This window comes from Paenibacillus sp. EB106-06-01-XG199 (assembly GCF_058791575.1).
In genome coordinates, this window is record NZ_JBYTDQ010000004.1 from 486,403 (window position 1) to 500,494 (window position 14,092).

Genomic DNA, 14,092 nt, shown 5'->3' on the forward strand with positions numbered 1-14,092 from the left:
ATTAGCAGCCGTGTTCTGTCCTTTGTGGAGCAGATATGCTTTGAATCACGTCATGAGCCCAATACGATGCATTAACATCTTCAAATGATTTGTCATAGATAAGGACTCCCAATTCACTGTTCTCTTCTACAGTCCATTTACCGTCTGAATACCTTCCGCTCCTATACTCCAGAGTGCCGTCATCTGCGTTGGACACCGGAAATATCACTTGCCGCTCTCCCTTTGCCATTTCGAATGACAAGCTGTTCTGGCTGTTCGGTTTATTTGCAGGGATCACAGGGTTACTCGGAGGACTAGTTGGGACAGTTGTATCGGTTGGATCGCTTGGACCGTTTGGTTCAGTTGGATCGGTCGGATTATTCGGATTTTGCACCTTAACCGGTACATTGAAATCATCGACATTAATATGTCCGAAACCGCCTGTGGATTGGTCAACCACCTTGATGTAAAGCTCCTGGCCGATATACTGCGATGCATCCCAAATCTTCCGTTGATACTCCTCATAATTAGTGGCGGTCTCTTTAAATAGTTCTTTGCCATCCGATGCCCGGACCAGCGCAACATACAGCTTGTCGATATCACGCCCCCCGCTGACCAGGAAGTTGATCTTACCGTTCCCGCCAAGGACGAAATTCTGCGATTTCAGCGTTCCCGTTAAGCTGTCACCGCCAGCTTCCTCGTTGAAGCCCCACAAATGATAGCCGCCAGGAATTTTATGCGACGGATTGAAGTAGATCGTGTCCCAGAAAAACTGTTCGTCGCTCACATGGACATCCTGGAAAGCGTCCCCTTCTGTAATCCAGCCTGTTAAGTCTCCTGTGGCAAAATCATGATTAGGCAGATCTGTAATATCGGTGTACACGGAGTTATCCCAGTTATCAGGAACATCGACCGGAGCAGCCGGTTCACCCGTCAAGGCATTCATATTCCATACTTCCATCGACTTGAGAGTAATATCGTTGTCAGCCCAGACCTGTAAGCCCAATGAGTCGTATCTGCCAACGTAGACGCGGGTTGTCAGCTTTTTCTTGTAATTGGCAAAGGCTTCAACAACCGAACGGTCGAGGAAAATATGGAGCTTCAAGTTCTCTCCGTCAAGATCCACGTATCCGCCTTGAATGCCGTCCACACGCACATCCGGATCAACGCTGCTCTTAGTGCGATCCACATTGAAAGTCCCGTTTGTCTTGTCGTAGTAAATCAGGGTTTCCTCCTGGCCGTTATCGGAGCGTCGCACCTTGAGACCAAATTTCTGAGCCTCGCCCGGATCAATTTCCATCACAATCTCCAGCATGTCACCTTTGACATTTTGGATCAATTGATTGGCGGCCTCCAAGTTTTTGTCTGCAAAATCAACCAATTTAGTACCTCGGAGACTCTGCAATTCCTCAATGGGTTCAATGCGCAATTTATCGTGGTCGTCCAGGCTTAGGGAAACTGGCAGTGCCAGATTATGAGCCCATCCGGCTTGATATTCAGCCTGTGGTGTTCTTACATTTTGCACCATGGAGTAAACGACCGTTCTTCCGTCAGGTGTGACCATTCCGCTCTCTGCGGTTAAATAGCCATCACCCACATCCATTTTGGATGGCGACTCCTGGTCAGGTATAAATTTGAAGTTATCCCGGTCCCAGGTGCCAATCCAATAAAAGACCTCAACATCTCTTTGCACATCGTTCGCTGGAGGAACTTGCTCCGGCTTTTCATGGGGATTAATCATGAAAATATACTTTTGCTTGCCCGTACTGTCCTTGCCTAACGGCAATAATACGGGCAGTTCCCATACCGTACCGAGCTCTGGATACTGGCTTCTGTCACTAACGTATAACGGCCCCTTATACTCCCAGTTGTACATATCGTCGGACACATACACTAAAGCTGTGCCGCTGCTGAAGTCCTGTTGGCCGGACGTCACTAGCTGATACCACTTATCTACCTCTTCGTCGTACCATACAAATGGGTCCCGAAACTCGTTATGAATGCCATCCCCGTTCTGCTCCGTTACCGGTTCAGGATATTTCACCCATTGCTCCAAATTAGGGTCCGACAGATCTGCCGGAGTTGCCAGGCCTGTTCTTTGATTTGGTGACAAAGAGTCATTGCCGGCAGTATAGAAGAGCACAGGATTGCCGTCACGGTCATAAGCTGCGCTTCCAGACCATGCACCATCCGGGTCAAGAGTACCCGCTTCCGGCGCAAGTGCAGGCCTCACATTCTCCCAATGCACCATATCGTCACTCACCCAATGTCCCCAGTGGATTTGATGCCAGAATGGACCTTGCGGGTTATGCTGATAAAATAAATGATATTGGCCGTTATAATAAATTGGTGCATGCGCTTCATTCATCCAGTTTTGCGGAGGCATCGCATGGTACTGCGGACGGTGCTGATCACCGTCAAACACACTAGGATCCTCGTCAATGTCACCATTCGGAATTTCTGGAACCATCCCGCCGTGAAGCGCCTTCACATTCTCATACTCAGCAAGAATCTCTTGACCCGTGAGCGCTTTGTTCTGCAGTTTCACTTCATCGATAAGTCCGCTGAACATATTGTAGGAGAACAATCCTGCAAACTCTGCAGATCTATTGTTTTTTCCGATAATCAGGTTTTCCGTAGAAGGTGTAACCGGAACGTTGACAGGAGTTGCCTGAGAAGCTACTTCCTGACCATTTAGGTATAATTTAATGATTCCGTCCTTTTTGTCGAACGTAGCTGCAACGTAATTCCACTTGTATTTTTCGAGCGGATGATCTTTGACCCATACCTGAATCCACTGGCCGCCAATCCCGAGCTGCATCGACCATGTACCGTGCCGGTACATCCCCAAAGCGAATCCTTCCGTCTTATCCTGATCGGACTGGTTCACGATAGCAGACAGCTTGTTTCCGTCTCCCCACTCGTAGCTGCGCGGGGCAACCCAGGCTTCAAGCGTTAACGCGTCACTTACAGGAACAGCATCCTTTGCGTTGACCTCAATATCATTTGAGTATCCATCGAATAGCAAGGCCCCGCCTTTTACTCCGCGCGGAGTCCATCTTGGATCTTTGGAGTCCATATATCTGGCGTTATTAAATACGTAGTTTACATCATGTTCAAGATTGCTTACTTCCTCAAGCGCCTTTTTTCCTGCGCCTTCATCAAGGCTCATATGGAAAATGGTTCCCGTATTATTCGCTATAAAAGCATCAACGGAGATACGGGCTTGATTGGATTGATCGATAACTTTGATATAAAGTCTCTTATTGTAGTGTTTCTGCATTTTCCAGGATATCTTCTCATTCGCACTGACGTTCCCGGTCTTCTCAAGCAGCGTGTTAGTGCTGGCATCATATAGTGCAACGTAGGCGTCCTCCGGATGGACGATGTCAACTACCGTAAAGTTAATAGTCCCGGTTCCCTGAAGCTTGAAGGTATTGGAGGTAATCGAACCCTGTCCTTCCAAGGAGGACTTGGCATAGAAGTTCCCTTCTTTACCGGCCATAGCTTCATCAGTCACTTGAAAAGCATTGCCTTCAACGGTCCAGCTCTCTAAATTTCCGGTTTCAAAACTGCGATTCTGGATTTCGGTCGGCATAATGTTATCCGCCATAACTCCTTCTTCCGGTACGAGTTCATTGAAGGTGTTGAAGGCGTCCGCAAAGATTACTCCCCAATCCGCGTGCCCATTATCGACGATCTCCACATACAGCTTCTTGCCGATATACTTGGAGAGATCGGCTTTATATTGCTCCATATTCGCGAGTCTCAGGCCCTGTGCCGGATCAGGGAATCCGGACTCGTTAAATTCGGTGTTGCCGTACCTGGCAATCAAGTCTCCCGTATCCGCATCTATGACGCTTACATACACTTGATCTGTATGCTTGCCACCGCCCAGTCTGAAAGTAATCCAGCCTGTTCCGCCCAGCTCGAAGGTGCTGGAGTGAAGCTTACCTGTCGCTGTCTCGTTATACTTCAAACCGTTTAAATGATAAGTGCCTTCCTGATTGTACGGGATTTGTTCAACCCAATAGGTTGTTTCGTCCGACACACTGTTCGGACCAAACGCTTCGCCTTCCACAACCGTCCAGCCTGTCATATCCCCGGTTTCAAAGCTTGGATTCTGGATTTGATAGCGTTTAAAATCCGGCTTGATATCCGTGGCGGCAATCCCTTCCGCAGGCTCCGATTCATGGTACATGAAGAACGCATCCGCAAATACCACTCCCCAGTCCGTCGTTGCATTATCGACGATCTCCACGTACAGCTTCTTGCCCAGATATTCGGAAAGATCTGCCTTATATTGCTCCATATTGGCAAGCCGCAGGCCCTGTGCGGGATTCGGGAAACCAACGTCAGCGAAGGCGCTATTGCCATACCGGGCAATCACTTGACCCGTCTTGGCTTCCACGATATTTACATATGCTTTGTTTGGATTTTTCGCGCCCCCAAGCTTGAAGCTGATCCAGCCGCTGCCGCCCAGTTCGAAGGTGCTGGAACGAAGCACGCCGGTCGCAGCCTCGTCATGCTTCCAGCCGTTTAGATGATAAGCACCTTCCTGATTGTACGGGATTTGTTCCGCCCACCAAGTAGTTTCGTCCGATACACTGTCCTGACCGAACGCTTGACCTCTGACAACCGTCCAGCCTGACATATCCCCGGTTTCGAAGCTTGGATTCTGGATTTGATAGACTGTATCCGTAACTGACAACCCCTCGTCAGCCTTGGGAATATGATAGACCGCATCCGTAACCGGTAATCCCATGTTGTTCACCTGTGGACTGAATGCTTCCTCAACATCAGCCTTGGATTCGGCTGCGGCCGAGATTCCGGGAGCTGCAAGCTGAAGAACCATCACCCCTATAACCATTCTGGAGATCCATACTTTGCTTCTTTTGCCTTCTCTCATCAACGAGCCTCCTTCGTCATTTCTTATTCATGCAAACATTCATACGTAATTTTGAAATGGCTCTCCGTATACAAGGATGCATAGTCATGAAGTAAGAGAGGCGTGAATGAAGCGTTTCCATCCCGAGGGGTGCTAAGTGGCTTAAGTGTTAGTTACATTACCCGTATGGTATAGTAAGGAGCGCCTAGGCGCTCACGTTACCATATGGATTGCATATCCCATATTTCCATGGACTTAACCAGCGGTTCCCCATCGCCCCAGATCTCAAGTCCCAGAGCATCCTTGCGGCTCGGATACACCCGGGTCGTCAGACTTTTCAATCCGTTGGCATACGCTTCGACCATGGAGCGGTCCAAATAGATGTGCAGCTTCAGATTTTCTCCCAGCAGCTCCAGCTTACCACCCTGAACCCCGCTGCATTTTTCTCCCGGATGTTGTGTCGTTTTTGTCCGGTCGGCCAAGAGCATGGTCTGATTGAGATCATAATACAACAGGGTTTCTTCTTCCCCATCCGGTGATTTGCGAACCTTGATTCCGAATTGGGTAGCACTGCCTGGTTTAATCTCCAGTTGAATCTCAAGCATGTCGCCTTGTACATCCCCCAGCAGCACATTAGCTTCAGCCAATGACTTGTCTTGGAAGGATAGCCGCTTGGTGCCCCGCAGAGATTGAAGCTCCTGAATCGGTTCTATTCCCAATCGCCCGTCATCTCTTAAATACACGCTTAACGGCAAACCTCCGTTATGAGCCCAGCCCGATTTATATTCCAGCTCGGACGTACGGTCACCTTGGGCAATTGTGAATACAATATTTCTGCCAGTTTTCGGATCTACCATACCGCTTGGGCCGGTAAAATGGAAATCGCCGACGTCAATCAATTGCGGCTCCTCTTGATCTGGAAGGAACGATAGATTTTGCTTGTCAAGCTGCCCCATCCAATAGAACACCTCGACATCAGCTCCCTTTCCCACAGGGCTGACCAGCAGGAGATACTTGCTCACACCTTGCTTGTCACTGCCCAGAGGAAGAAATACAGGGAGCTCCCAGATAGGCCCAAGATAAGGGAACTTCTGAATATCTGCTTCAAAAAATGGCCCTTTGTACGTCCAATTCAGCATATCCTGCGAGGCAAACGCCAATGCTGCTCCGCCTCCGCCTTCGATCCCGGACCCAACCAGAGCATACCAGCCGTCATCATCCTTCCACACAAAAGGATCACGGAAATCTCCGAATGCACCGATCCCCTTCTTCTGTACAATGAGCGGCTCCGGATGTTTGACCCATTGAACCAGATCCGGGTCCTTATCCCGGGAATAGGTGCTGCGGGCGAGCGCCACACTCTGATTCGGCGATGCACTGTCATTGGCAGCTGTAAAGAACAAAACAGGCAGGCCGTCTGCATCATAGGTGGCGCTTCCTGACCAAGCCCCGTCGGGTGATAGTTGATCCTTCTCGGGTGCCAAGGCCACGGGCAGATCACGCCAATGCACCAAGTCTTTACTTACCCAATGTCCCCAATGAATCTGATGAAAGAACGGCCCAAGCGGGTTATGCTGATAGAACAAGTGATATTGCCCGTCAAAATAGATCGGCGCATGGGGCTCGTTCATCCAATGGGCCGGCGGGCTGACATGATATTGCGGTCTGTGCCGGTCCGCCAGCAGAGGCGTTCGGTCGAGCTTGATATCATCGTACTTTAATTGCGGCTGCACTCCTCCGTGGGAATCCAGCACTTGCCGATATGAAGCGGCCACCTCTTCCGCGCTTAGGGCACCATTATAAATCTTGAGTTCATCGAGCATACCACTGAACATGTGAAGACTGTACACTTCCGCCAGAAGGGTGCTGTGATTATTCTTGCCGATGAGCACATCCGTGTCCGCAGCTTCAGCCAGGCGGGAACCGCGTGGCAGGTCAGCCGAAGCGATTTCACTGCCGTTCAAATACAGTTTGATTTCGCCTTGCTCCCCATCGAACACGGCATTTACATAAGACCATTCATTTTTGGGAAGTTCATAGCCTTCAGGAGACCACAGCTCTTTCCAGTCCCCTCCTTCCAGTCCGACTTGGAAGGACCAGGAGCCGTGACGAAACATGCCGAGCAGATACCCCTGCTTGCGATCCACGTTGTAGCGGTTCACAAGGGCGGCCAGTTTGCCCCCTTCCCCCCATTCATAGGAACGGGGGGCTACCCATACTCCGATGCTTAGGGAAGAAAGATATTGCGGCCCGCCATTAGTATCTCCCTCGTTGACCGGATGGGCAATATAAGTCGAGTACCCGTCGAACAGGAGCCCGTTTCCCATTGCTCCTTGTCTCCACTGCGGAGGACAGGGTTCGGTAAACTCCGCTTGGTTAAATACATACTGAATGTCATCCTCGACCTGGGATACGCTCTCGAGAGCGCTTGCTCCAGCCCCTTCATCAAAGGCCCAGTACATCATTAGCCCGTGATTATCGATGATTTTGCTCATACATTAACCCTCCTTGATATCTGCTCTGTGCAGCCTTCGGGCTTATGAATGGAACTAAGCGTATGGATATGAAGCGAGTTCAGTTCAGCTCTCCCTGACTCCGTGCTTATCCAAACATTGTCGATCGGGTCATCCGGGAAAATTTGATCTGTCAGCGCAACCAGCCCGTCATTCGCAAACACTTCAACCGCGCTGCGGTCCAGCCAGATACGCAACTTAATGCCCCCATTCTCCGGAACAACTCTAGCGCCATGCTTGCATGCAAATGACGGGTTGAAATCAGTCAGACCCGATTTGGACCGGTCGATGAAAAGCCATTCGCGCACAGGGTCATATCCGATAATGGTCGCAGTCTGCCCGGAGGACTTCAATTGGATATGAACCTCGTCTCCGGAGCGGATATCGATGTTCGCTTCAATCTCCAGCAGATCCTCATTAGTCTTGTGAATAAAAGAGACCTCAGGTGTAACCGCTACATCACTCCAGGAGTGTGATTCTTTCCGCAGCTGCTCTACTTCCTGGACAGGCATTTGAGTAAGAACTACACTGCCATTCCGGCTGGTCAGCGACAACACGCGGGGAAGAGTCGCTGCACCCCGCCAGGAAGCAGTAGGCGCCTGGTTGGCATACCTCCAGTTGTTCATCCATCCGATGATCACGCGCCGTCCGTCCTCTTCCGGAATGTCCGACCAAGACACTGCCGCGTAATTATCCCGTCCCTCATCCAGCCACAGCACCGTATCGGGAGCATTATCATTTACAAATTCCCAGCCATCAAAGCTTCCGATGTAATATTGGGTTTTGGAGCCTTCTGGATAATCCGGATTGTCTCCGATACTGACGATCAATACCCACCTTTTCTGATTGGATCCATCTATTGATAATTCAAATAAATCCGGACATTCCCACACACCGTAATGTGAACCATCCGACTTCCCGAATTCGCTGGCAAAATCCCAATCCTTCAAGTTAGCAGATCGATAAAAACGGATATGATCGCCACACGCAAGTACCATTACCCAGACGCCGGCTTCCTCCATCCAGAAGACTTTGGGATCACGAAAGTCGGTGATTTCGACATCGGACAGGATCGGATTTCCCGTGTAAAACGTCCAGCTTCTGCCTTTATCCTTACTGTACGCCAAGCTTTGGCGCTGCCTCGGTCTGTCTGAATCCGGGTATATATCCGCATGGGTGAATATGGCCACCAAGCCGGACCCGCCTTCAAAGAATCCGCTGGTATCTTTCCAATCCACAACTGCGCTCCCGGAGAAAATGGCACCGTTATGATCCGGTGACATGGCAACAGGAAGTGTTTCCCAGTTCACCAAATCCTTGCTCACCGCATGTCCCCAGTGCATAGGACCCCATACGGTGCTTTCTGGATGGTGCTGGTACAACAAATGGTACTCCCCTTCAAAGTAAACCATACCGTTCGGATCATTCATCCACATTGCCGGTGGTGAGTAATGGAATTGCGGTCTGTAGGATTCTATGAACAAATCTGTGCCCGTTGATTGAATTTGTTTATTAATCTCCTTATAGGTTGGAATGGCCGGAATGGCTCCCTTTTGTGTCGTTACCAAAGCACCCACCGCGTTGGCGAAGCGGACAATAGGGATCCAGTCCTGATCCCTGATCTGGTCCATACTGCCCCCTCTCTCAAGCAGCTGATAGAGGAACCCGCCCAGGAATGCATCTCCCGCTCCGGTGGTGTCAACGGTTTGAACTTTGAACCCTGGCACATCAGCCCATTTAGAGCCGGAGCCGTACCGAACGAAGCACCCTTTTTCAGCCTTGGTCACCAGGATCACTTTCACCTTGAATTGTGTCTGAATTTGATGGGTACCCTCTTCCAAATCCGTGAGACCGGTAATAAACTCAAGTTCCTCTTCCGAGATTTTAACAATATCCGCAAGAGCAAGCCCTTCTTTGATCTTGATTTTCGCCTGCTCCAAATCCTTCCAAAGCGCAGGTCTCAGATTGGGATCAAATGAAATGAGAGCTCCATTCTCTTTCGCCTGGGTACACGCTTTTAGGGTTGCACTCGCAGAAGGCTCATGAGTCATAGATACGGAGCCGAAATGAAAGATTTTCGTATCTTTGATCTGTTCCAGGTCAATATCATCAATTCCCAGAAGCATATCAGCACCAGGGTTGCGGTAGAAGCTGAATGTACGGTCGCCGTCTTCTTTCAGATGGACAAAAGCCAGCGTTGTATTGGCTTGTTTTTCCTTCACCAAACCCTTTGTATCCACACCATTTTCCCGCAAAACCCGGGTAAGATATTCCCCAAATTGGTCTTCACCGATTTTACCGATAATTGCCGTGGATCTTCCAAGCTTGGACAACACCACAACCACATTCGCAGGGGCGCCGCCAGGATTGCATTCAAATAGCTGCTCCCCCTTTTCGGACAAGCCTGCAGGAGTAAAATCAATCAGTACTTCACCTATTGCTGTTATATCAACCATATGGTTTCTCCACCCCTAGTCCATCATTTATATATAGGATTCTAATCCGAAAAACATATGTAGCAAGCCGATTGAAGGCATCTCATTCAGGCTTGCTACATGCCTTACCTATCAAATTTTATTTCAGGGCTGCGAGATAACGGTCATACCCCTCTTGATATATCTTCATCAAATCGTCCAACCGCATATCTTTAAGCGAGGCCAGGTAATCGCTCCACTCGGAATCAGAAACCCCTTTCAACATGAATTTAGCGCGCATGGAGTTCGTATAAGTTTGTATCTCTGGTTTCAGCTTTTCAATAGTCTTCAACTCGTCTTCTGTAAAGAAGATATTCGGGTATTTCTCCTTCTGCATTTGCGGTACAAAAATATTTTTGATATCATCCAGTCTTTGCTGTGCCCGTGCTTCCGGAGGTGCAATGTTTTCGAAGTCTTCACCAGTGAATACACCGCCTCCACCAAGTGATACTTTTTGACGGAACTCACCCGGATTGCTGATATCAGACTTCTGTATCAGCTTGCCATCGGCAGATTTCTCAAACCATTCGCCAATAGGGCCCCAACGGACTTCGGCTGTGGTTTCCGGTTTGTACAACAAATCCAGCCATGCAGCAATCAATGCCGGATTTTTTGCTTCTTTCGTGATAACAGAACCTCCTCTAGAAAGTGCGGAACCACTGTTCCATTTGACAACCATATCTTTAAACGGAGGGACGATCGGATAATGTTTGTCACGTTCAGGACCCACTACGTCCGTATGATCCCACCAGAGAAAAGAGCCTAGGGTTTCCTTCTCCGACTTCCCTTTTGCATAATATTGTGTATATTCTTGGGTGAAGGATTCCGGATCAACAAGCCCCTCTTTCACCCATTTCGCGATCTCGTTTACAGCATCTTTGTATCCATCTTGAATAGCTGCGTAGGAAACCTTGCCATTGTCCACATTTAAATGTTCAGCGTAGGCGTTGTTAGCAGGTTGATAGGTTTTGTCTGGTACACCGAAGGCTCCGAACAGATAACCGATATCTCCCGTCCAGAATGCATTGACGAAGGATAATGGAATTTCATCTGCTTTTCCGTTGCCATTCGGATCTTTGGTTTTAAAGGCAAGCAATACATCATGATATTCCTGCAGAGTGGTTGGCATTTTCAGTCCCAGCTTTTTCAGCCAATCCTCATTTATATAGAGAAAATCCGGATTAGCACCAATCTCTTCTTGTCCGGTGCCTAACTCCTCACCCGCAGGAAGGGAATAAATATTGCCGTCTGGGGCAGTAGCAATGGCTTTGATATCGGGTCTCTTGTCGAACAATGCTTTCAAGTTAGGCATGTGTTTGTCAATCAGATCATTTAGAGGTATAATGGTGCCGTCCTCACCGTATTTCATCAGCTCTGTATCTGTGAACCCGGCTCCGAAGAACATTTCAGGCAAGTCGCCACTTGCTATGAGCAGATTCTTCTTCTCGTTGTAATCTGTCTCGACAATGGTATTCCAATCGATATGAACATTTGACATTTCCTCAAGTTTTTTAGCCATGGTCATTTCGTTATAATCGCTTGGCGCCAGCGGAGCTCTGCGTGCAACCACCTTTAAGGTGGTTTTTTCTTTCAGCGGAAACTGAATGGATGCATTGTCATCCGCTTGATTTCCGCTATTCTCTGTATTCGTACCTGTCTTACCATTGTTGCTTTCATTGTTACTGTTACATGCCGTAGCAAACACGGAAACGGCCATCATTGCTGCCAATAGACCCACAGCTTTTCTGTTCATTCTTCTTAACCTCCCTGTTAAATCTGCTTATTTCATACTTCTTGATTTGGGATTAGCCAGTCCCATTCTAATCCAGCTTCACAACACCTCCTTAACGAATATCTGACAAGCTAGGTCTCATCCTTTCACCGAACCCACCATTACTCCTTTGACAAAATATCTTTGCAAGAATGGGTATAAGGCTAGCAGCGGAACTGCGGAAACGATAATAACTCCGAACTTGATCAATTCCGTCACACGCTGTTTGGCCAGCATGTTATCAATATCCATAAGCATATTCCCGGATGGTTGGCTTTGGATTAGAATGTTGCGAAGAACCAGTTGCAACGGAAACTTATCACCATCACTCAAGTAGATTAGAGCATCGAAGAATCCGTTCCATTGGCGTACGACAGCGAAGAGGACAAGAACTGCAATAATCGGTTTAGATAAGGGAAGGACAATGCTCCATAAATATCTAAGATTCCTCGCTCCATCAATGGCGGCTGCCTCTCTCAGCTCTTCAGGCAATTCCTCGAAGAAGGTTTTTGCAATGATAATCAGGAATGCATCCATTGCACCAGGGAGAATGACTGCCCACATCGAGTTCATCAAATGCAGATCCTTTACAACCAGATAAGTAGGAATAATGCCGCCATTAAAGAACATTGTAATGATGAAAAAGGTCATAATTGCGTTTCTGCCGTAAAAATCTTTCCTCGAAAGCGGATAAGCCGCCATAATGACGAGAGCTGTGCTGACAAATCCATTCAGCACCGCGTAAAGAATGGAATTCTTATAGCCGTTCCATATTGAACTGTCGCTGAAAATTCTTTTATATCCGTCAAAGGTTATATTTTGCGGTAATAACCATACATCACCGGAATAAATCTTGTTCGGGTCACTGATGGAAGCGATCACTATAAAATATAAGGGATACAGAATCATTAAAGTGAAGCAGCCTAAAAACAAATAATTGATTATATCAAATGCCAGATCCGATTTCGTTTTTCTCTTTAACATGGTTTCTCTCCTCCTCTTAGCAAGCGTTCTTCACGCCTAAAACAAGCCCTTGCCGCTTATTTTTTTAGTTGTTTTATTCACAATGACCAGTAGTATTAGGTTTATCACGGAGTTAAACAGTCCGATTGCAGCCGAAAAGCTGTATTCCGCTCGCTGAATCCCCACCTTGTATACATAAGTCGGAATAATTTCGGAGGTAGCGACATTCAAATCAGTCTGCATAAGAAATGCCTTTTCAAACCCGACGTTCATTAGATTTCCTACAGCCATGATGAACAAAACAATAATGGTAGGAGCAATACCCGGTAAATCAATATGACGAATTCGATGCCACTTGGAAGCACCATCCATAACAGCCGCTTCATGCAAATGGGGGTCGATCCCTGCTAGGGCAGCCAAATATATAACTGACGCAAATCCGGTTTCCTGCCAAACGGATGAGAATATGTACAGAGGCCTGAACCATTTCTCCTCGCCCATAAACATAATCGGTTCGCCGCCGAAGGCGGTTACAATATGATTAACCAACCCGCTGGTAGGGGACAGGAAGATGAACAGCATTCCGACCAATACGACAGTTGAAATGAAATACGGGGCGTAAATCGCAGTTTGAATGAACTTTTTCATCTTCTGCTGTCTCAATTGATTCAGCATAATGGCTACAATAATGGGGAAGGGAAAAACTATAGCCAAATTGAGCAAGCTTAGCAAAATAGTATTTCCTACGATTTGCTTAAAATTGTACGATTCAAAAAAGCGTTGAAAATGTTCTAACCCTACCCACTCACTGCCCCAAACCCCTTTGGAAGCTACAAAGTCTTTAAAAGCGATTTGTACCCCATACATAGGCCAATACTTAAAAACTGTAAAATAGGCTATTGGGATTAAAATCAATAAATACAATTCATAATTCTTTTTCATTTTCCCAAGCATGTATTTTCCTCCATCTCCAAGGTAAACGATTACGTAATAGAAAAGAGCTTTTTCTATAATTTTGTAAGCTCCCCCGCTCCAAATGGTAAAGTTGACATGTGCTCCGATTATTTAAAATAAACGAACTTGTTTTTAGTATAGCCACACTTGCCAAAACCCTGATTACAAAGACGAGTAATCGTTTACGTAATCGTTTTTATACAATTGATTTTATTTGTTTTTGATAGCGTTGTCAATAAATTTTCTTCCCCTTGAAGTTCTTCTTCCGATTGCTCAATATTTGGTTCATTCAATGAAAAACGGTCAGGGAATAGCTCCCTGTTCGGTTTATTTATAAAACCTTTGGCCGCAGCTTCAACTTTAGGTGATAGATCCCATAAGGCATCATTAACAAAGCAGCAAGCACACTAACCATTATCCGTATCCCTTTAATATTTTCCACCAATACTTGGCAATGAACTTTTAATCGTTTCCCTTCAAGCATTAAAAATTGAATTTACCATAATAAATGTACTATGCGGTATACATCACCCCCTCTCAGATTGAATTA

General features: G+C 47.3%; 6 protein-coding genes. All 6 read right to left on the reverse strand.

The annotated features are described in order from the left end of the window. Nucleotide 1: 1 nt before the first annotated feature. The 6 genes from AC3WT9_RS17220 to AC3WT9_RS17245 all read right to left on the reverse strand — a co-directional run bounded on the left by AC3WT9_RS17220 (nt 2) and on the right by AC3WT9_RS17245 (nt 13,542). Nucleotides 2-4,888 carry a GH32 C-terminal domain-containing protein gene (locus tag AC3WT9_RS17220; protein WP_341377680.1) on the reverse strand — a complete coding sequence of 1,629 codons (4,887 nt, stop codon included), beginning with the start codon at nt 4,886-4,888 and terminating at the stop codon, nt 2-4. Nucleotides 4,889-5,085: 197 nt separating this feature from the next. After that, nucleotides 5,086-7,362, reverse strand: a complete 2,277-nt coding sequence (locus tag AC3WT9_RS17225) for a GH32 C-terminal domain-containing protein (protein WP_341377679.1) — start codon at nt 7,360-7,362, stop codon at nt 5,086-5,088. Beyond that, nucleotides 7,359-9,836, reverse strand: a complete 2,478-nt coding sequence (locus AC3WT9_RS17230) for a PfkB family carbohydrate kinase (protein ID WP_341377678.1) — start codon at nt 9,834-9,836, stop codon at nt 7,359-7,361. The genes AC3WT9_RS17225 and AC3WT9_RS17230 overlap by 4 nt, the downstream gene beginning before the upstream one ends. A gap of 118 nt (nt 9,837-9,954) precedes the next feature. Continuing rightward, nucleotides 9,955-11,607, reverse strand: a complete 1,653-nt coding sequence (locus tag AC3WT9_RS17235; protein ID WP_341377677.1) for a type 2 periplasmic-binding domain-containing protein — start codon at nt 11,605-11,607, stop codon at nt 9,955-9,957. 117 nt (nt 11,608-11,724) lie between these two features. Further along, nucleotides 11,725-12,609, reverse strand: a complete 885-nt coding sequence (locus AC3WT9_RS17240; protein WP_341090848.1) for a carbohydrate ABC transporter permease — start codon at nt 12,607-12,609, stop codon at nt 11,725-11,727. 36 nt (nt 12,610-12,645) lie between these two features. After that, nucleotides 12,646-13,542, reverse strand: coding sequence for an ABC transporter permease (locus tag AC3WT9_RS17245; protein ID WP_341090847.1), 897 nt, complete (start codon nt 13,540-13,542; stop codon nt 12,646-12,648). Nucleotides 13,543-14,092: the final 550 nt, after the last annotated feature.